The sequence below is a fragment of the Phenylobacterium sp. genome, from assembly GCF_965284355.1.
Taxonomy (GTDB): Bacteria; Pseudomonadota; Alphaproteobacteria; order Caulobacterales; family Caulobacteraceae; genus Phenylobacterium.
This window is the reverse complement of the sequence record NZ_OZ260078.1, coordinates 2,657,632-2,675,427: the sequence shown is the minus strand read 5'-3', so window position 1 is coordinate 2,675,427 and position 17,796 is coordinate 2,657,632. Positions and strand designations below refer to the sequence as shown.

Genomic DNA, 17,796 nt, shown 5'->3' with positions numbered 1-17,796 from the left:
TGGCTTTCGAAACACACGCAATAGTCTTTGCGAATTTCCTTTGACAAACCGTCTTAGTGTTGCGATATTGCCACTAGTCGTCGGTATACCGGTTATGTCGACGAGTCCGTGCCGGAACCTATCCCCTCCCGGCGGCGGCATGAGAGACAACTCTTACGGCCCGGGCGCACGCCAAGCGCCCGGGCCTTCTTTCGTTTGGTGTCTGGCCGGGCGCAGCAGAGCGCCCGAACCTTCTTTCGTCTAAAGACCGGCGATGCGCCTTCGAATCTGCACCTGGAACGTCAACTCCGTCCGTCTGCGCGCCGAACAAGCCGCCCGCTTCGTGGCGGAACAGGCGCCTGACGTCCTGTGCCTCCAGGAGATCAAGTGCCGCGAGCATGAGTTTCCGGTGAACGCGTTCAAGGAGATGGGCCTCCCCCACATCCGGATCGCGGGGCAAAAGGGCTGGCACGGCGTGGCGATCGCCTCCCGCCTGCCGATCGAGGACGCCCAGCCCCTGGACGCCTGCCGCGAGGGCCACGCCCGCTGCGTGGCGGCGAAGGTGGCCGGCGTCGACATCCACAACTTCTACATCCCGGCCGGCGGCGACATCCCCGACCGTGAGACCAACCCCAAGTTCGACCACAAGCTCGATTTCTACGAGAAGCTGACGTCCGGACTGAAGACGCGCGACCCGAAAGCGCCTCTAGCGATCGTGGGCGACCTGAACGTGGCGCCCGGCGAGTTCGACGTCTGGAACCACAGGTACATGTCGAAAGTGGTCAGCCACACACCCGCCGAGGTCGAGGCGTTCCGGGCGATGGAAGCCTCCATCGGCCTGATCGACCTGACCCGGGCTACGGCTCCCGAGCCCACCAAGATCGCCTCGTGGTGGAGCTACCGCGCCAAGGACTTTCGCCAGTCGAATCGCGGCCTGCGGCTGGATCACATTCTGGTGTCTCCCGGCCTTCGGGAGGCGGCCTGGCGCCTCGGCGCGCCGATGAGCCGCGTATATGAGGATGTACGAGGCTGGGAACGGCCGAGCGACCACGCGCCGGTCAGCGCCGACCTGATTCTCTAGGAGCCCCGCTTCGCCCACTCTCGCTTGCGCGCGAAATTGAACTCGTCAGCCACCGCCTCCAGCCGGTCGAGCCACTTGTCCATCTCCTGAACGGTCAGTGGGTACTGACGCTTATGATCAGGCGTCGTCAGCCGCAGATCGCGCCCAAAGGCTCCGTAGATTCCGTGGGCTAGCGAGTTTCGGAAAGTTACGACAGCCTCGAGTTCCGCCTTCTGAGACTTCAGGGTGAGCGCAACTTCAGAGGCTGGAGCGAGCTCCTCAACGACCCTTCGGATGACGTTGACCTTCTGCGTGGCTCCATCCCGGTCGCGGAAGAAGAGGTCCTTCACAGGCTCGTGGATGGCTAGCACCGCGCCGAAGGCAGCATCCATCTCCCATTCTAGCGCGGCAAACTCCGCAAAGAAGTATCCAACACGAGCAGCGATCTCGGGTTCGGCACGCAGGACGGTGGAGGTGTGTCGCAAGCTCAAGGCGCCAGCCTGTACCCGCCCGCCTCGGTCAGCAGCAGGCGGGCATTCGCCGGGTCCGGCTCGATCTTCTGGCGCAGGCGGTAGACGTGGGTCTCGAGCGTGTGGGTGGTGACGCCGGCGTTGTAGCCCCAGACCTCGGCCAGCAGCTCCTCGCGCGACACGGCCTTCTCGCCGGCGCGGTAGAGGTACTTCAGGATGTTGGTCTCTTTCTCGGTGAGACGGATCTTCTTGGCCTTCTCGTCCACCAGCAGCTTGGCGGCGGGCCGGAACTCATAGGCGCCCAGGCGGAAGACGGCGCCTTCGGAGTGTTCGTAGTCGCGCAGCAGGGCGCGGATGCGGGCCAGCAGCACGGCGAACTTGTAGGGCTTGGTCACGTAGTCGTTTGCGCCGCTGTCGAAGCCCTTGATCTCGTCGGCGTCGGTGTCGGCCGCCGTCAGCATGATCACCGGGGTCGCCACGCCGTCCTGGCGCATGCGCTTGCAGGCCTCGCGGCCGTCCATGTCGGGCAGGTCGACGTCCAGCAGGATCAGGTCGGGCTTGGCCTCGCGCGCCATGCGTACGCCCTCGCCGGCGGTCTCGGCCTCCACCGTGTCGAAGTTCTCGGCCTGCAGTTGCTCGGCGATCGCGCCGCGAAGGTCCTGGTCGTCGTCGACGATGAGGAGGGTCTTGCGTTGAGCCATAAGCGGCAACAAACACCATCTGTTGGGTTCGCGGCAAAAGGTTTCGCCAAAATGCGGTTCGTTGGAACGTGAACTACCTGGCGACGTCGGACGGCTGGCTGGATATCGGCGAGCGCCGCGTCCGCTGCGCGCTCGGGCCCGCGGGCGTAATCCCGGCGTCGGCGAAGCGTGAAGGCGACGGCGCCTCGCCCGCCGGCGTCTGGCCGATCCGCGAGGTCTGGTACCGGCCCGATCGCGGCCCGCCGCCGGCCTGCGAGGTCCGCGTCCACGCCATGACGCCGGAGGACGGCTGGTGCGACGACCCGGCCGACCCAGCCTACAACACCCACGTCACGCTGCCCTACCCCGCCAGCCATGAGCGGCTGTGGCGCGAGGATGGGGTCTACGACATCGTGGTCGTCCTGGGTCACAATGACGATCCACCGGTTCCGGGCATGGGCTCAGCCATCTTCCTGCACATCTGCCGCCCCGGCTTCCCGCCGACCGAGGGCTGCGTCGCCATCGCGCGGGCCGACCTAGAAGAACTGCTCGACCGCGTCCGCCCCGGCGACGCGGTGGAGATCCGACCGGTCCCGTGACCCATCCGCCGGCCCGCCAGACCGTAGAGCCCGGACGGCTGCACCGCCACCGTCACGCTGAGGGCTACGCCGCAGTGGTGATCGCCGGCGCCTACGAGGAGGCGGGGGACGCGGGCCGGCGGCAAGTCGTCCCGGGCGATGTGGTCGTGCACCAGGCCTGGGAGGCCCACCTCAATCGCACCCCGTTCAGGGGCGCCCAGGTTCTCAACCTGAGGCTGCCTGCCTGCACGCTTTCGGCCTTCGGGCGGATCGAGGACGTGGACGGCCTCATTCGCGCCGCATCGCGCGACGCCGACGAGGCGACACACCTCCTGGCCCAGAGCTTCCAGCCCCTCGCCCCCGGGCGCGCCGACTGGCCCGATTTGCTGGCCGCGGCCCTGGCGCAGGGTGACGCGACGCCGCTCGCCGACTGGGCCCTCGCCTTCAGAATCTCGCCCGAGCACCTCTCCCGCGGCTTCGGCAAGGTCTTCGGAGTCACGCCCCAACGCTATCGCCTGGAAGCGCGCACCCGCGCCGCCGTGGGCGACATCGCTGGACCGGCTTCCCTGGCCGAGGTGGCCGCCGCGCACGGCTTCGCCGATCAGGCGCACATGACGCGCAGCGTGCGTGCCCTCACCGGCCGCGCGCCAGGATCCCTGAGGTCAATTCCGTTCAAGACCTGACGGCGAGGTTGGCCCATCTGATTTCTCATGAACCGACGCCAGCTCCTCCTCGCCTCTCTAGCCGTTGCTGCCCCGCCGCCCGCGCTCGCCGCCGTCCGCACCCGCTGGAACGTCACGGGTTCAGAGGGTTTCGACGCCATTGGCTTCCTGGGCCCGCTCTCGGGCAAGGTTTTGTACGCCCGCTTCTACGCCAAGGAGCTGGCCGAGTTCCGGCCGGTGTTCCCAGCGCCCGCCCAGGCGGCGCTCGATCGGCTGCAGTCGAACTCGGAGGCGCGTGGCAACCTGTTGTGGCCGGCGCTCTCGACAATCGTTTCCGGCGCGAAGATCGATACCCTCGACGAACTGATCGACGCCATAGACCAGGCCGACGCCAGGCTGAAGGCGCCGTACAAGGGGTCGGAACACTGGGATCAGGAATCCTGGGACACGTTCATGGCGGAACGATCGGACCTGCGCGTGGTGCTGGGCGGTCTGCGCGACGGGGGCTTTGTGGCCTTCCGCCAGAAACTGCTGGCGGGCCGGCTGGAGCCTCGGATCGCGACCCTGACCACCTACCTCGCCCGATACGACGTGGTCGCCGAACAGGAACGCCTGCTAGGCCGGCCGCTGATGTCGCGCACCATCGACATCGTCCTGATGTGGTTCTCGAAGCCCCACGGCGTTCGGGTCCAGGGACAGCGCTTCCTCAGCCACGTGGACTATCCGGACGGCAACGTCGTCAGCATCGCCGCCCACGAGGTGCTGCACCCGCCGATCCCCATGGACGGTCGCGTGGCGAAGGCGGTCCTGAACGTGCTGGGCCGCGATGAGCTCTTCGCGCGCATCGTCGCCGAGCACGACAAGTCGTTCGGCTACAACTCGCTGGAGGGGCTCCTGAACGAGGACATCTGCCAGGCCTTGGACCAGATCGTCTCGGAACGCCTGGGCGTGGCGCAGCCGGCCAGCAAGCGCTGGTTTCTGGCGGACGGTGGGATGCACGTTCTGGCGGCCGGGCTGTACGAAACCCTCAAGGCCGAGGGCTACGACAAGACCGGCGGCAATCTGGAGCGCTGGCTGGGCGAGGCGGCCAAGACCGGCAAGCTCTCACCCGCGCGCCTGCACCCCGCCGCCGCAAAGGTGTTGGGCAAGCCCGTCGATCGACTGTGGGTCAGGCCCGCAGCCTGATCAAGCTCTCGACCGCCGTGAGATCGCGCCAGGCGCATGTGGGCCGGACGCCTCAGTGGCGCGCCCCGAACACAGCAGAGCCCACCCGCACGCTGGTGGCGCCGAAGCGGATGGCGGTCTCGAAGTCGCCGCTCATGCCCATCGAGAGCTTCGAAAGCCCGTTGCGCTCGGCGATCTTCCGCAGCAGGGCGAAATGCGGACCCGGCGGCTCGTCGGCGGGCGGGATGCACATCAGGCCCTCCAGGGTCAGGCCGTACGTCGAGCGGGCCGCCGCGATAAAGGCGTCGGCGTCGGCGGGCAGGATTCCGGCCTTCTGTTCCTCTTCGCCGGTGTTCACCTGGACGTAGAGGCGGGGCGTCCGGCCCTGCTTCTGCACCTCATCGGCCAGGCTGCGGGCCAGCTTCTCGCGATCCAGGGTCTCGATGACGTCGAAGAAGGCCACCGCCTCGCGAGACTTGTTGCTCTGCAATGGCCCGATCAGGTGCAGTTCGAGGGCGTCAGCCTTGCCCTCCCAGCGCGCCATCGCCTCCTGCACTCGGTTCTCGCCGAACACCCGCTGACCCGCGGCCAGCACGGGCTCGATCGCCGCCCAGGGCTGGGTCTTCGAGACCGCAACCAGGGTCACATGGGCCGGATCCCGACCGGCGGCTTGCGCGGCGCGGGCGATCCGGGCCACGACGTCGAGATAACCTTCGGCGGTGGGAGCGGCGGACATCTCGGCTTTCTGGACCCTGGAACGGACAGCCCGGCTCTTACCGGCGCGGCGGCGCCTGCGGAAGGCCCTGCCGGCGCTGTTGTTCTTCACCGACCCGGTCCGGACGCCCGATCCAGAAGCGATCGCCGCGAGGCTGCCAGCGGGATCGGCCATCGTCTATCGCCACTTCGGGGCGCCCGACGCGGAGGCCCGGGCCAGACGCCTGCTGGCCATCGCGGGCCTGCGGAAGTTGCAGCTGCTGATCGGCGCCGACGCCACCCTGGCCGCGAGGATCGGCGCACACGGCGTGCACCTGCCCGAACGCCACGCCTACCAGGCGAGGCGCCTAAAGCAAATCCGTCCTGGCTGGATCGTCACCAGCGCAGCCCACTCTTTCGCCGCGGCGCGGCGGGGCGAAGCGGACGCCGTCGTGATCTCCGTGGTGTTTCCGTCGAGAAGCACCTCAGCCGCCGGGTCCAGGGCGCTGGGTCCGGTGCGCCTGGCCGCGCTGGTCCGCGCGGCGGGACGGCCTGCCTATGCGCTGGGAGGCGTGGACAACAAAAAAGCCCGCCGTCTCATCGACGCGGGCCTGATCGGTCTGGCGGCCGTGGACGGCCTTAGAACTTGAAGCGGGTCTCGAGCCGCACCTTCGGCTGGTCGGCCGGGCGCGCGGCGTTGCGCTGAAGGGTCAGGTCCTGCTCGCCCAGAGAGACGGCCCCGCCGACCCGAACAGACGGCGTGATCCGGAAGTAGGCGCCCGCCGAGACGTCATTCGGCATGACGGCGCGGCTGTCGGGCTGCTGGACGTCGAGGGTGAGGCCGAAGCGGCCCCGGCTCGCGTCCAATTTCACCGACCGGCCCGAGTTGGGCGCGGCGGCGGCAGGCTCGGAGCGAACAGTGAAGTCGACGGGCTTCGCGGGCTTGTCAGCCGCCCAGGCGCTGCCGGCCGCCGCGCTGAAAAGCGCGGTCACCAGGAGAGCGACGCTGATGCGACGAGTGGACATCTCAGCCCTATATGGCCCCAACGGTCACCAATTGCGACCAAGCGTGAGTAAACGTGATCGCGATTGCCAGCCGATTAAGGCCCGCAAACCTCCCGGGTCAACGGGACTCTAGGGATACGGGTTCACGTTGTGACAAGTTGCGTGACGGGTGTGACCCGCCGGCCACGCGATTCCTGTTTGGCGACCAACACGGCGTTGTTATAGAGGCAACCGGCGCGGGGCGGCGCCGTGGCGCGTGCTCGTGTCGCGGATAACGATTTGAGAGGGTGTAGATGCCGTTTTTGCGCGGTAACCGGATGCGTGGCCTGATCCTCGCGGCCACGGCGGTCAGCGTCATGGGCCTGTCGGCCTGTGGGAGCATCCCCAACCCTCTGGGCGGCGGAGACAACGCCAAGGTGCGGGCCTCGGGCGACAACGCCGCGGCCATCGGCGTCAACGGCTACCTGTGGCGTGCGACGCTGGACACCCTGTCGTTCATGCCGCTGCAGTCGGCCGACCCCTACGGCGGCGTCATCGTCACCGACTGGTACACCAATCCGGAAAAGCCCGACGAGCGCTTCAAGTGCACCGTCTACATCCTGGATTCGCGCCTGCGCGCTGACGGCCTGAACGTGGCCGTCTTCAAGCAGAACCGCGACGGCTCCGGGAACTGGGTGGATGCGCCCACCGCCGGCCAGACCGAGACCGATATCGAGAACTCGATCCTGACCCGCGCGCGCCAGCTTCGACTTTCGAACATCAAGGGCTGATTTCAGCTCTCGACTTCGACTGTCGACGCGCCGTGATTGCCCCCTGACATCGCTACCGCGATGTCAGAATCCCTCCTCAAAAGGGCTGAGACTTCCTCGGCCGGGAGGCCGAGAAAGTCTCGGGGCCGTTGACCGGAACTCAATCCCCCGTCAAAGGCCCCCAATTATGGCCCGCTACAATCCCAAAGAGACCGAACCCAAGTGGCGCAAGGCGTGGACTGACGCCGAGGCGTTCCGCGCCGTCGCCGACCGGTCGAAGCCCAAATACTACGTGCTGGAGATGTTCCCGTACCCGTCGGGACGCCTGCACATGGGCCACGTGCGCAACTACTCGATGGGCGACGTCATCGCCCGCTACAAGCGCGCCCGCGGCTTTTCCGTCCTGCATCCGATGGGCTGGGACGCGTTCGGCCTGCCCGCCGAGAACGCCGCCATGGAGCGCGGGGTCGATCCCAAGGCGTGGACCTACGAGAACATCGCCCGCATGCGGGACGAGCTGAAGCAGCTGGGCCTGTCGATCGACTGGTCCAGAGAGTTCGCCACCTGCGACGTCGAGTACTACGGCAAGCAGCAGGCCTGGTTCCTGGACCTGTTCGAGCGCGGGCTGATCTACCGCAAGGAAAGCACCGTCAACTGGGACCCGGTCGACCAGACCGTCCTGGCGAATGAGCAGGTGGTGGACGGCCGCGGCTGGCGCTCGGGCGCCCTGGTCGAGAAGCGCAAGCTGAACCAGTGGTCGATGCGCATCACCGACTATGCCGACCAGCTGACTGACGACCTGGCCACCCTGGACCGTTGGCCCGACAAGGTCCGCGTGATGCAGGAGAACTGGATCGGCCGCTCCAAGGGGCTGAAGTTCCGGTTCCATTTCGCCAATACGCGGGCGGGTGAAGAGGTCGAGGACGCCCGGGCGGGCGGGCCCGCCGGTTTCTCCGAGGGCCTGGAAGTCTACACGACGCGCCCAGACACTCTGTATGGCGCGAGCTTCGTGGGCGTGGCGGCGGACCACCCGCTGGCCCAGGCCGTCGCCGCCAAGGATCCGGCCGCGGCCGCCTTTATCGAAGAGTGCCGCCGCGGCGCTGCGACCGAGGCGGAGATCGAGACGGCGGAGAAGAAGGGGTACGACACCGGCCTGCGGGTGAAGCACCCGTTCGATCCCAGCTGGGAGCTGCCGGTCTGGATCGCGAACTTCGTCCTGATGGAATACGGCACGGGCGCGATATTCGCCTGCCCCGCCCACGACCAGCGCGATCTCGACTTCTGCCGCAAGTACGATCTGCCAGTGAAGCCAGTGGTTCTGCCGCCCGGGGCCGATCAGGCGACCTTTGAGGTGGGCGACGAGGCCTACACCGGTCCTGGCGTCATCTACAATTCGCAGTTCCTGGACGGCCTGGATATCGAGGCGGCGAAGGCCGCAGCGATCGAGAAGATCGAGGGCCAGGGTGATGGCGAGGGCGCGACCGTGTTCCGCCTGCGCGACTGGGGCGTCTCGCGCCAGCGCGCTTGGGGCTGCCCCATCCCGGTGGTCCACTGCCCGACGGACGGCGTCGTGCCGTTGCCCAAGTCCGCCCTGCCGGTCGCTCACCCCGCCGACATCGAGTTCGGCAAATCGGGTAACGCGCTGGAGCGCCACCCGACCTGGAAGCACACCACCTGTCCGACGTGCGGCGGCCCGGCGACGCGCGAGACCGACACGCTGGACACCTTCGTGGACTCCAGCTGGTACTTCGCCCGCTTCGCCAATCCGTGGGCGGCCGAGCCGATCGACAAGGCCGACGCCGACTACTGGCTGCCGGTCGACCAGTACATCGGCGGCATCGAGCATGCGGTGCTGCATCTGCTGTACGCCCGCTTCATCACCAAGGCCTTGGCCGACACCGGCCAGCTGAGCGTGCGCGAGCCGTTCGCGGGCCTGTTCACGCAGGGTATGGTCACGCACGAGACCTATCGCCGGCAGAGCGGCGAATGGGTCGAGCCCAAGGACGTGGAGATCGTCGCCGAGGGGAGCACCCGCCGCGCGACGCTGAGCGGCAGCGGCGAACCTCTGGTGATCGGCGACATCGAGAAGATGTCGAAGTCCAGGAAGAACACCGTGGCCCCCGAGGAGATCTTCGACGTCTACGGTGTCGACGCCGCCCGCCTGTTCGTGCTGAGCGACAGCCCGGCCGAGCGCGACGTGCAGTGGACGACCGGCGGCGTGCAAGGTTCGTGGCGGTTCGTGAACCGTGTCTGGGACGAGTTCGACAGCCAGCCCGAGACGGCGAGCGCGGCCGAGCCCGACGCCGAACTGCGGCGCGCCACCCACAAGCTGATCAAGCAGGTGACCGAGGCCATCGACGGCTTCCGGTTCAACTCGGGTATCGCGCGGCTGTACGAGTTCCTGAACCTGCTGAAGGCCAACCCGGCCAAGGACGCCGGCCCGGCGATCCTGGCCGCCCGTCAGGAAGCGCTGTCGGCGTTCGCGCGGCTGGTCGCCCCCTTCACGCCCCACCTGGCCGAGGAGTGCTGGGCGCGGATCGGCGGCGAAGGCATGTGCGTGGCGGCGCCCTGGCCCGACTTCGATCCCGCCCTGACCGAGGATGCGACCAAGGTCCTGCCCGTTCAGGTCAATGGCAAGCGTCGCGGCGAGATCTCTGCCCCAGCAGGCGCCGAACCGGCCGACGTGGAGAAGCTGGTGATGGCCGATCCCGAGATCGCCGCGAAACTGGAAGGCCTGACGATCCGCAAGATCATTGTGGTCAAGGACCGGATCGTGAATATCGTGGCCGCATGAAGCGTCTGGTGATCCTCGCGGCGGCAGCGACCGCCCTGGCCCTCGGCGGCTGCACGGGCTTCCAGCCCCTCTATGCCCAGCCCGAGGTCGTGAAGAACCTGGCCTCGATCCAGGTGAACGCGCCGTCGGGACGCACCGGCTACCTGATCCGCCAGCACCTGGACGACGCCTTCGCCAAGGACCACGCGGTAGCGCCGGCCTACGCCATGGACCTGCAGCTGGGCGAGGCGCGCTATCCCCGTGGTGTTCGGATCGACAACGTGGCGACCCGCTACGAGTACGTTCTGACCGCCAACTACATCCTGAAGTCCCTGCCGTCGGGCGCGCTGGCCAAGCGGGGCTCGGTGCGGGTCGAGCTCACCTACGACAGCGCCGACCAGCCCTACGCTTCGATCTCTGCCCAGCAGGACGCTCAGGATCGCGCCGCCGACGAGGCGGCCCGCCGCATCGAGCTGGAGCTCGCCGTCTGGCTCGCGAACGGGGCCAAGGTCGCCCAGCGTTAGATGATCCTCAGCAAGCGCCCCGACATCGAGCGCTTCCTGGGCCGGCCTGATCCCGCGATCCGCGCCGTGCTGATCTATGGCCGCGACATCGGGGTGGTGCGTGACCGCGGCCACCAGCTCGCCGCCAAGATCGTCGCCAATCCCGACGATCCCTTCGACGTGGCCCTGCTGACCGAACAGGACCTGGCCGACGATGGGGGACGCCTTGAGGGCGAGCTCGCGGCCCAGTCCCTGGTGGGCGGCCGTCGCTTGGTCCGGCTGCGGATGACCGCCGAGAAGCCCGCGGCCGACAAGCTGGCCGCCGAGGCGCTGGATCGCCACGCCAAGGGCGAGCTCAACCCGGACGCTTTCTTCCTCATCGAGGCCGGCAACCTGGGCCGCGAGTCGGCCATGCGGAAAGTGGCCGAGAAGGCCAACGCCGCCGCCGCCATCGCCTGCTACGAGGACGAACCCGGCGACGTGGCGCGGCTGGTGCGCGACCTGCTGGCGAGGGACGGCGTCTCGCTGAACGCCGACGCCCTGCAGGTGTTCGTCCAGCGCCTGCCCAAGGAGCGCGGTGTCGCGCGCCAGGAGATCGAGCGGCTGGCGCTCTACCTGGGCCCGGGCAGCGGCGCGACCGCCACGCCGGCCGACCTGGAGCCCTTCCTGGGCGTCGAGCCTGAGTCTTCGCTGTTCGACGCGGCCTCCGACGCTTTCGGGGGCAAGCTGGGCGAGGCCCAGGCCGGGTTGCGGCGCGCGGCCCAGGAGGGCGAAAGCGGACCCGCCGCCGTGCGCGCCATCGGCATGCACCTGGGCAAGCTCCGCCGTACGCTGACCCTCATCAAGGCCGGCGCCGGACCGCAGGAAGCGGCCAAGGCGTCGGGCGTCTTCTGGAAACAGGAGCGCGAGTTCCTGCGCCAGATCCGCAGCTGGAGCCTGGAGGAGCTCGACCGCATCCAGCCCCAGGTGCTCGACGCCGACCGCGCCTGCAAGACCGCGGGGTCGCCGGATCGCCTGATCGCGGAGCGGCTGGCGCTGACCATCGCGGGCCGCGCGAGGCGGTTGGGGCTTTAGCCCGCGCCGTTGGCGGTAGGGGTGACAGCCTGACGCTTTACGCTACGCTCCATACCCTAGCTTTGAATTCGCGCGCAGACGCGAAGTGGTGGGAGGCGTTGTATGCTCAGGGCTATCCTAGCGGCTGCGGCGCTGGTCGGGTCGCCGGCGCTTGCTGCCGATCAGGCCCCACGCCCGGTCACGTCCTACAAGGCGCCGCGCGCTGGCGACGGCCGCGCCAGCCTTGAGGGCGTCTGGACCAACAGCTCGATGACCCGGCTGGAGCGCAACCCCCGCTTCGGCAAGGACCTGGTGCTGACCGAGGCCGATGTCGCCAGGATCGAAGGCCGTAACAGGAAGCTGATCGAACTGGGCGACAAACCCACCGATCCCAACGCCAAGGTCACCGATCTGCCGGCCGACTGTTCCGGCGGCCGCGGCGTCGACTGCAACTACAACGCCGCCTGGACAGATCCCGGCTCGACGGTGATGCGCGTCGCGGGCCAACCCCGCAGCGGGTACATAACCTCCACGCTCGATGGCCGCGTGCCGATGCGCAAGGACATTCAGGTCAGCCCCTTCGGGCGACGCCTGCCGCCAGGTTTGGAAATCAACGACAACCCCGAGAGCCGCTCGCCCGGCGAACGCTGCCTGCTCTCGTTCGGCAACTCGTCAGGGCCGGTCATGATCCCGGGCCTCTACAACAACACCTATCAGTTCGTTCAGACGGCCGACCACGTGGCGATCGTGGTCGAGATGGTCCACGACGCCCGCATCGTCCGGCTCAACGCGCAGCACCGGACCGACGGCGTGCGGCCGTGGCTGGGCGACTCGATCGGCTGGTGGGACGGCGACACGCTGGTGGTCGAGACGACGGGGTATCACCCGCAGCAGGTCTTCCGCGGCGCCTCGGAACACCTCAAGGTCACCGAACGGTTCACCCGGGTAGGGCCGGAGCGCATGCACTATGGCTTCTGGGTCGAGGATCCGACGGTCTTCTCCCAGCCCTGGGGCGGCGAATACGAGTTCAGCCGGATCAGCGGCCAGCTGTACGAATACGCCTGCCACGAAGGCAACTACGGGCTGGCCAACATCCTCTCCGGGGCTCGCGAGGAGGAGCGCTCGGGCGTGAAGACAGCGCCCACCAACATCGACCAGCGCGCGGCGCAGGGCGGCGAGGAAGAGGAAGAGGGCAGCTAGGCTCCGATCCGGACTCGAGTCGACCCCGTCCACGGATCAGGGTCGCTCATCCACGTATGTAGAATTAAGGTCGGATTCGGCTATAAAGCCAGCAGTCCTCGGGCAGCTCGGCGCTGTAGCCGGCGCGGCGCATGACGCCCTCCCGGACGTAGCCACAGGCCTCGGCCAGGCGGGCCGAGGCGTTGTTCCAGGTCTCGATGATCAGCTGCAGGCGATGGCACGTCGGCCGCTCACGGAGGATCAGGTCGCCGAACAGCCGGAGGGCTTCTGACGCATAGCCGCGTCCGCGATCGGCCTCGGTGTGGATCAGGTAGCCAATCTCGTAGCCGTGGAAGCCTGGTCCGCCCCGGTAGAACTGCAGGGTGCCAACAAGCCGGACGTCCACCGCTATGCCAACCGCGCCGGCGTCCTCCGTCCAGAACCCGGTTTCAGCGAAGACCGCCTCCACCCGCGTCAGGTCGGTCAACGGCTCCTGGATCGACAGCGTATAGATGTGAGGTGCGCACTGCGGCAGATCGCTGGCCTCGATGCGGCGAAGCGCGACTCGCTCACCCTGGGCGACGATCACAGACGGGTCAGGCGCCGGCAGATCTCGTCCAGCTGTTCCAGTGTGGCGTACTTGATCTTCACCTCGCCGACGCCGCCGCGGTCGACGACCTCGACGCTCATGCCCAGCGCCTCTTCCAGATCGCCTTCGAGGGCGGCGGTGTCGGCGTCCTTGGGCGGTTTGCGCGGACCGGGCGCCTTCTTCGATGGCTTGCCGGGATTGTCGCGGGCCAGAGCTTCCGTCTCACGCACCGACAGGCCCTCGGACACGACGCGGTCGGCCAGGGCGCCGGCGTCGTCGGTCGACAGCAGCGCGCGGGCGTGACCGGCGGTCAGCCGGCCCGCGATCAGGTGCTCCTGCACGCTCTCGGGCAGCTGGGTGAGGCGCATCGTGTTGGCGACGTGGCTGCGCGACTTGCCGACCCGCTTGGCTGCCTCGTCCTGGGTGATCTTCATCACGCTCATCAGCGAAGCGTAGGCACGCGCCTCTTCGATGGCGTTCAGGTCCTCGCGCTGGACGTTCTCGATGATCGCGATCTCGAACGCCTCGGCGTCTTCAAGTTCGCGCACCAGCGCCGGCAGCGCCTTGAGCCCGGCCAGTTGCGAGGCGCGCCAGCGGCGCTCGCCCGCCACGATCTCGTACTGCCCCTCGTGCCGGGACGGGCGCAGCAGCACGGGCTGGAGCACGCCCTTGTCGCGGATCGACTCGGCCAGCTCGGCGAGCTCCGCTTCGGCGAAATTGCGGCGCGGCTGGTCGGGGTTGGCATGGATCAGCTCGATCGGGATCTCGCGGACACCTGTCGCCGGATCGCCCGCATGGGTGATTTCCTCGGCCTCGCCCAGCAGGGCCGACAGACCGCGCCCCAGTCCTCTGCGATTCTCCGCCATCAGTTCAATTCCAACTGGCCGCGCGCCGCCGGAGCAGGACGCGACTCCGCGCCCGACGCACGCTTTTGTTCAAACATCATAGCAGCGCCGCCTCGGGCGCTGCGGCGCGGCGTTTGCGTTCGCGTAGCACCACCTCACGGGCCAGCTTCAGGTACGCCTGACTGCCCGCGCACTTCAGATCGTAGACCAGCGCCGGCTTGCCGAAGGACGGCGCCTCGGAGACGCGGACGTTACGGGGAATGACTGTCTCGTACACGGCCTCGCCGAAATGGCCGCGCACGTCGGTGGCCACCTGGCCCGAGAGCGCATTGCGCCGGTCGTACATCGTCAGCACCACGCCCTGCAGCTCCAGCGCCGGGTTCAGGCTGCCGCGCACCAGGTCGATCGTGCGCATCAGCTGGCTGAGGCCTTCCAGGGCAAAGAACTCGCACTGCAGCGGGACCAGCACCGCATCGGCCGCGGCCATGGCGTTGACGGTGAGCAGGTTCAGCGACGGCGGGCAGTCGATGAGGACGTAGGTGTAGCTCCGGGCATCACGCAGGGGACTCAACGCGTCGCGCAGCTTGAACGACCGGCGGGCCTGTTGGCCCAGCTCGAGTTCCACGCCCGAGAGGTCGGGGTCGGACGGCGTCAGGTCGAGACCCGGCACCGACGTCTTCACCACTGCGTCCAGCAGCGGCTTCTCGCCCATCAGCACGTCATAGAGGGTGTTCTTGCGTAGGGCCCGGCCGACGCCCAGACCGGTGGAGGCATTGCCCTGCGGATCGGAGTCGATCAGGAGCACCTTCTCGCCGACCGCCGCGAGCGCGGTGCCCAGGTTGATGGCCGTCGTCGTCTTGCCGACCCCGCCCTTCTGGTTGGCGACGACGAGCACGCGTAGTCCGCGGTCAGACTTTACGGGCACGCCCCAGCCTCCTCACACGCACGATGCGACCTCGCTCGTCGCTGAGAGACGGAATGACGTCCGCCTCATACTCCCAATATCTTGCGGCCTCAGACATGTCAGCTACTACATCTTGTCCCTTGAGGAACAAGCCTTGTGCACCCGCCAACAAGTATGGCCGGGCATACCCCAACAGTCTGTGAAGGGGCGCGCAAGCCCGCGCGGTGACGATGTCCACAATGAGCGAGAGGTTCTCCGCCCTTTCGTTGTGAACCGTGGCCGGCAAGTCGAGTTCGGCGACCACGTCGGCCAGGAAGCGGCAGCGCTTGGCCATGCTCTCGACGAGGTGGATGTGGACGCCGTCGCGGCCCTTGCCGAGGATCGCCAGCACCAGGCCGGGGAAGCCGGCGCCGGCGCCCAGGTCGGCCCAGGTCAAGGCGTCGGGGGCGAGGCGCAGGAGTTGGGCCGAGTCCCAGGCGTGGCGGTTCCAGAAGTCGGGGATGGTGGCCGGGCCGACGAGGTTCATGACCTCGTTGCCGGCCGTCAGCATCTCGAGGAAGCGGCCGAGATCGGCCGTCTGCTGGGGCGTGGCCTTGGCGGCTTTCGCGAAGCTCTGGGCGTCGGTGACGGCCACGCTCAGGCCGCGCGCCGACGGACGTGGGCGAGAAGGGCCGTGAGCGCGCCGGGGGTCACGCCCTCGATGCGGGCGGCCTGGCCCAGGGTGAGCGGGCGAACGGTCGCCAGCTTCTCGCGGACCTCGTTCGAGAGCCCGCCGATGGCGGCGTAGTCGAGTTCGGCCGGCAGCCGCAGATCTTCGTCGCGGCGGAAGGCCTCGGCGTCGGCGGCCTGGCGGTCGAGGTAGCCGGCGTAGGAGGCGTCGATCTCGATCTGCTCGCGCACGGCCGGGGCCCAGTCGCCGATCGGGGGCCAGATGCGGGCGAGGTTTTCGAAGCTGATCGTGGGGTAGGCCAGCAGCTCAAGCACATTGCGGCGCTGGCCGTCGGCCTTCACGGGCAGTCCGGCCTTGGCGGCGGCGGCGGGCGTCAGGGTCAGCGCGCGCGCCGTGGTGCGGGCGTCGGCGAGCTGGCCATGTTTGACTTGCCACACGTCCCGGCGTTTTGAGCCCACCACGCCGAGGTCGACGCCTTTGGCGGTGAGGCGTTGATCGGCGTTGTCGGCGCGCAGGGTGAGGCGGAACTCGGCGCGGCTGGTGAACATGCGATAGGGCTCGGTGACGCCTCGGGTGACGAGGTCGTCGATGAGCACGCCGATGTAGGCTTCGTCGCGGGCGAACTGGGCCGGCTCAGCGCCGGAGGCCGCGCGGGCGGCGTTGAGGCCGGCGACCAGCCCCTGCGCGGCGGCTTCCTCGTAGCCCGTGGTGCCGTTGATTTGGCCGGCGAGGTAGAGGCCCGCCAGGCGCTTGACCTCGAGGGTGGGATAGAGCTCGCGGGGATCGACGTAGTCGTACTCGATCGCGTAGCCGTGGCGTTTCACGTGGACGGTCTCGAGCCCCGGGATCGTCCGCAGGAACAGATCCTGGGTCTCGGCCGAGACCGAAGTGGAGATGCCGTTCGGATAGACCGTCGTGTCGTCGAGGCCCTCGGGCTCGAGGAAGATCTGGTGGCTGGTCTTGTCGGCGAAGCGGACGACCTTGTCCTCGATCGATGGGCAGTAGCGCGGACCCCGGCCGGTGGCGCGGCCGCCGTACACGGCGCTCTCGCCCAGGCGCTCGGCGATGATCCGGTGGGTCTCAGCGGTCGTGTAGGTGATGCCGCAGGCGATCTGCGGAACCGTGATGCGGTCGGTCAGGAACGAGAACGGGATGGGCTCGGCGTCGGCGTCCTGCATCTCCAGGCGGTCCCAGGCGATGGTCGCACCATCGAGGCGGGCCGGAGTGCCGGTCTTGAGGCGGCCCATCTTGGCGCCCAGGGCGTAGAGACGGTCGGAGAGGCCGATGGCGGGGGCGTCGCCGATTCGGCCGGCCGGGATGCGCAGCTCGCCCTGGTGGATCACGCCCTTGAGGAAGGTACCGGTGGTCAGGACGACGCGGCCGGCGGCATAGGTCTCGCCGCTGGCCCCCACGACGCCGGTGACCCGGCCGTTTGTGACGTTGAGGTCCTCGACCGCCTCGGCCTTGATCGTGAGGTTCGGGGTGGCGGCGAGCTCGGCCTGCATGGCCTCGCGGTAGAGCCTGCGGTCGATCTGGCTGCGTGGCCCTCGGACCGCGGCGCCCTTCGAGCGGTTCAGCATCCGGAACTGGATGCCCGACACGTCGGCCAGGCGGCCCATGACGCCGTCCAGGGCGTCGATCTCTCGGACCAGGTGGCCCTTGCCCAGGCCGCCGATGGCCGGGTTGCAGCTCATCTCCCCGATGGTCTCGACCTTGTGGGTGAGCAGCAGGGTGCGCGCGCCGAAGCGGGCCGAGGCCGCGGCGGCTTCACATCCGGCGTGTCCGCCGCCGATGACGATGACGTCCCAGGTGGTCATGGTGCGCGGCATATAGGGGAAAAGGCCCGCGGTTTCACGTGAAACAGTTGGGGGGATGGAAGCCCCCTCCACCGCTTCGCGGTCCCCCTCCCCCTGCGGGGGAGGAACTGGGATAAGTCAGCGTCGCGCGGGGAAGTAGAGCTTCCATATGCTCCCGCTCATCGGGATCCTGAGGACAAACCGCAGCAGGAGCCCCGCCGCAACGCCACCGCATCCGCTGACGAGCATAAGGAGGCAGATGCCCGCCGAGACAAGAAGGCTGCCGAGCAGCAGCCCATCTCTCAAGTCCGCGGCCAGCGAAAGGGCTACGAGGACCGCGAAGACAATGGCGGGCAGCCACAGCACGATCCCCAGCGCCGGCCGTCGCCCCCACAGGAAGGCCGCGACAAGACCCAGAGCAAGCCCGCTCGCGACAATCTCCAT

At 68.3% G+C, this 17,796-nt stretch carries 20 protein-coding genes; 10 read left to right on the top strand and 10 right to left on the bottom strand.

All coding sequences use genetic code 11. The features are described from left to right. Nucleotides 1-253 precede the first annotated feature (253 nt). A complete protein-coding gene (gene xth / locus ACQ66R_RS12990; RefSeq protein ID WP_430422578.1) occupies nucleotides 254-1,060 on the top strand; it encodes an exodeoxyribonuclease III in 807 nt (268 codons plus the stop codon). Here the strand turns inward: xth and ACQ66R_RS12985 are convergent. Both ACQ66R_RS12985 and ACQ66R_RS12980 read right to left on the bottom strand, forming a co-directional pair. Next, nucleotides 1,057-1,530, bottom strand: coding sequence for a hypothetical protein (locus ACQ66R_RS12985; RefSeq protein WP_430422576.1), 474 nt, complete (start codon nucleotides 1,528-1,530; stop codon nucleotides 1,057-1,059). The genes xth and ACQ66R_RS12985 overlap by 4 nt on opposite strands. Then, the gene (locus tag ACQ66R_RS12980; RefSeq protein WP_430422574.1) at nucleotides 1,527-2,210 is read right to left on the bottom strand and encodes a response regulator transcription factor; all 684 of its coding nucleotides are present in this window, start codon (nucleotides 2,208-2,210) and stop codon (nucleotides 1,527-1,529) included. The genes ACQ66R_RS12985 and ACQ66R_RS12980 overlap by 4 nt, the downstream gene beginning before the upstream one ends. A gap of 68 nt (nucleotides 2,211-2,278) precedes the next feature. On the opposite strand from ACQ66R_RS12980, the gene ACQ66R_RS12975 reads away from it, so the two are divergent. The 3 genes from ACQ66R_RS12975 to ACQ66R_RS12965 are packed head-to-tail and all read left to right on the top strand — an operon-like array spanning nucleotide 2,279 to nucleotide 4,614. Next, nucleotides 2,279-2,788, top strand: a complete 510-nt coding sequence (locus tag ACQ66R_RS12975; protein WP_430422572.1) for a L,D-transpeptidase family protein — start codon at nucleotides 2,279-2,281, stop codon at nucleotides 2,786-2,788. After that, nucleotides 2,785-3,450, top strand: a complete 666-nt coding sequence (locus ACQ66R_RS12970; protein WP_430422570.1) for a helix-turn-helix transcriptional regulator — start codon at nucleotides 2,785-2,787, stop codon at nucleotides 3,448-3,450. Before ACQ66R_RS12975 ends, ACQ66R_RS12970 begins: the two co-directional genes overlap by 4 nt. 27 nt (nucleotides 3,451-3,477) lie before the next feature. Beyond that, entirely contained in the window at nucleotides 3,478-4,614 is a 1,137-nt protein-coding gene (locus ACQ66R_RS12965) for a hypothetical protein (protein WP_430422568.1), read from the top strand. 52 nt (nucleotides 4,615-4,666) lie between these two features. Here ACQ66R_RS12965 and ACQ66R_RS12960 read toward each other — a convergent pair whose 3' ends face one another. Then, nucleotides 4,667-5,329, bottom strand: a complete 663-nt coding sequence (locus ACQ66R_RS12960) for a YggS family pyridoxal phosphate-dependent enzyme (RefSeq protein WP_430422566.1) — start codon at nucleotides 5,327-5,329, stop codon at nucleotides 4,667-4,669. A gap of 79 nt (nucleotides 5,330-5,408) precedes the next feature. On the opposite strand from ACQ66R_RS12960, the gene ACQ66R_RS12955 reads away from it, so the two are divergent. Next, nucleotides 5,409-5,936 carry a thiamine phosphate synthase gene (locus tag ACQ66R_RS12955; protein ID WP_430422564.1) on the top strand — a complete coding sequence of 176 codons (528 nt, stop codon included), beginning with the start codon at nucleotides 5,409-5,411 and terminating at the stop codon, nucleotides 5,934-5,936. Here the strand turns inward: ACQ66R_RS12955 and ACQ66R_RS12950 are convergent. Next, a complete protein-coding gene (locus ACQ66R_RS12950) occupies nucleotides 5,926-6,312 on the bottom strand; it encodes an NtrZ family periplasmic regulatory protein (protein ID WP_430422562.1) in 387 nt (128 codons plus the stop codon). The two genes, ACQ66R_RS12955 and ACQ66R_RS12950, sit on opposite strands and share 11 nt — an antisense overlap. A gap of 272 nt (nucleotides 6,313-6,584) precedes the next feature. Between ACQ66R_RS12950 and ACQ66R_RS12945 the strand changes: the two genes are divergently transcribed. The 5 genes from ACQ66R_RS12945 to ACQ66R_RS12925 all read left to right on the top strand — a co-directional run bounded on the left by ACQ66R_RS12945 (nucleotide 6,585) and on the right by ACQ66R_RS12925 (nucleotide 12,569). Further along, a complete protein-coding gene (locus ACQ66R_RS12945) occupies nucleotides 6,585-7,061 on the top strand; it encodes a DUF3576 domain-containing protein (protein ID WP_430422560.1) in 477 nt (158 codons plus the stop codon). A 166-nt stretch (nucleotides 7,062-7,227) separates the two neighbouring features. Next, entirely contained in the window at nucleotides 7,228-9,834 is a 2,607-nt protein-coding gene (gene leuS / locus ACQ66R_RS12940; protein ID WP_430422558.1) for a leucine--tRNA ligase, read from the top strand. Further along, a complete protein-coding gene (gene lptE / locus ACQ66R_RS12935) occupies nucleotides 9,831-10,337 on the top strand; it encodes an LPS assembly lipoprotein LptE (protein WP_430422556.1) in 507 nt (168 codons plus the stop codon). Before leuS ends, lptE begins: the two co-directional genes overlap by 4 nt. Then, on the top strand, nucleotides 10,338-11,390 hold the full coding sequence (gene holA / locus ACQ66R_RS12930) for a DNA polymerase III subunit delta (RefSeq protein ID WP_430422554.1): 1,053 nt from the start codon (nucleotides 10,338-10,340) through the stop codon (nucleotides 11,388-11,390). A gap of 102 nt (nucleotides 11,391-11,492) precedes the next feature. Next, the gene (locus ACQ66R_RS12925; RefSeq protein ID WP_430422552.1) at nucleotides 11,493-12,569 is read left to right on the top strand and encodes a hypothetical protein; all 1,077 of its coding nucleotides are present in this window, start codon (nucleotides 11,493-11,495) and stop codon (nucleotides 12,567-12,569) included. A 64-nt stretch (nucleotides 12,570-12,633) separates the two neighbouring features. Here the strand turns inward: ACQ66R_RS12925 and ACQ66R_RS12920 are convergent, their stop codons facing one another. The 6 genes from ACQ66R_RS12920 to ACQ66R_RS12895 form a co-directional block, all read right to left on the bottom strand. Further along, nucleotides 12,634-13,137, bottom strand: coding sequence for a GNAT family N-acetyltransferase (locus ACQ66R_RS12920; RefSeq protein WP_430422550.1), 504 nt, complete (start codon nucleotides 13,135-13,137; stop codon nucleotides 12,634-12,636). After that, on the bottom strand, nucleotides 13,134-14,003 hold the full coding sequence (locus tag ACQ66R_RS12915; RefSeq protein WP_430422548.1) for a ParB/RepB/Spo0J family partition protein: 870 nt from the start codon (nucleotides 14,001-14,003) through the stop codon (nucleotides 13,134-13,136). The genes ACQ66R_RS12920 and ACQ66R_RS12915 overlap by 4 nt, the downstream gene beginning before the upstream one ends. Before the next feature lie 76 nt (nucleotides 14,004-14,079). Continuing rightward, nucleotides 14,080-14,907 (bottom strand): ParA family protein, encoded by an 828-nt coding sequence (locus ACQ66R_RS12910; RefSeq protein WP_430422546.1) that lies wholly within the window; start codon nucleotides 14,905-14,907, stop codon nucleotides 14,080-14,082. Continuing rightward, complete coding sequence (gene rsmG / locus ACQ66R_RS12905; RefSeq protein ID WP_430422545.1) at nucleotides 14,891-15,520, bottom strand: 16S rRNA (guanine(527)-N(7))-methyltransferase RsmG; 630 nt, start codon at nucleotides 15,518-15,520, stop codon at nucleotides 14,891-14,893. The genes ACQ66R_RS12910 and rsmG overlap by 17 nt, the downstream gene beginning before the upstream one ends. 2 nt (nucleotides 15,521-15,522) lie before the next feature. Continuing rightward, complete coding sequence (gene mnmG, locus ACQ66R_RS12900; RefSeq protein WP_430422544.1) at nucleotides 15,523-17,373, bottom strand: tRNA uridine-5-carboxymethylaminomethyl(34) synthesis enzyme MnmG; 1,851 nt, start codon at nucleotides 17,371-17,373, stop codon at nucleotides 15,523-15,525. Nucleotides 17,374-17,490: 117 nt separating this feature from the next. Then, nucleotides 17,491-17,796: a hypothetical protein gene (locus tag ACQ66R_RS12895; protein WP_430422542.1), complete on the bottom strand. Its 306-nt coding sequence runs from the start codon at nucleotides 17,794-17,796 to the stop codon at nucleotides 17,491-17,493.

What these genes read in the sequence shown, in the direction of transcription:
- ACQ66R_RS12960 (WP_430422566.1), bottom strand. Translation starts at nt 5,329, where the DNA reads ATGTCCGCCGCTCCCACCGCCGAAGGTTATCTCGACGTCGTGGCCCGG.
- ACQ66R_RS12895 (WP_430422542.1), bottom strand. Translation starts at nt 17,796, where the DNA reads ATGGAGATTGTCGCGAGCGGGCTTGCTCTGGGTCTTGTCGCGGCCTTC.
- ACQ66R_RS12915 (WP_430422548.1), bottom strand. Translation starts at nt 14,003, where the DNA reads ATGGCGGAGAATCGCAGAGGACTGGGGCGCGGTCTGTCGGCCCTGCTG.
- ACQ66R_RS12925 (WP_430422552.1), top strand. Translation starts at nt 11,493, where the DNA reads ATGCTCAGGGCTATCCTAGCGGCTGCGGCGCTGGTCGGGTCGCCGGCG.
- lptE (WP_430422556.1), top strand. Translation starts at nt 9,831, where the DNA reads ATGAAGCGTCTGGTGATCCTCGCGGCGGCAGCGACCGCCCTGGCCCTC.
- mnmG (WP_430422544.1), bottom strand. Translation starts at nt 17,373, where the DNA reads ATGACCACCTGGGACGTCATCGTCATCGGCGGCGGACACGCCGGATGT.
- ACQ66R_RS12950 (WP_430422562.1), bottom strand. Translation starts at nt 6,312, where the DNA reads ATGTCCACTCGTCGCATCAGCGTCGCTCTCCTGGTGACCGCGCTTTTC.
- xth (WP_430422578.1), top strand. Translation starts at nt 254, where the DNA reads ATGCGCCTTCGAATCTGCACCTGGAACGTCAACTCCGTCCGTCTGCGC.
- ACQ66R_RS12980 (WP_430422574.1), bottom strand. Translation starts at nt 2,210, where the DNA reads ATGGCTCAACGCAAGACCCTCCTCATCGTCGACGACGACCAGGACCTT.
- ACQ66R_RS12965 (WP_430422568.1), top strand. Translation starts at nt 3,478, where the DNA reads ATGAACCGACGCCAGCTCCTCCTCGCCTCTCTAGCCGTTGCTGCCCCG.
- leuS (WP_430422558.1), top strand. Translation starts at nt 7,228, where the DNA reads ATGGCCCGCTACAATCCCAAAGAGACCGAACCCAAGTGGCGCAAGGCG.
- holA (WP_430422554.1), top strand. Translation starts at nt 10,338, where the DNA reads ATGATCCTCAGCAAGCGCCCCGACATCGAGCGCTTCCTGGGCCGGCCT.
- ACQ66R_RS12945 (WP_430422560.1), top strand. Translation starts at nt 6,585, where the DNA reads ATGCCGTTTTTGCGCGGTAACCGGATGCGTGGCCTGATCCTCGCGGCC.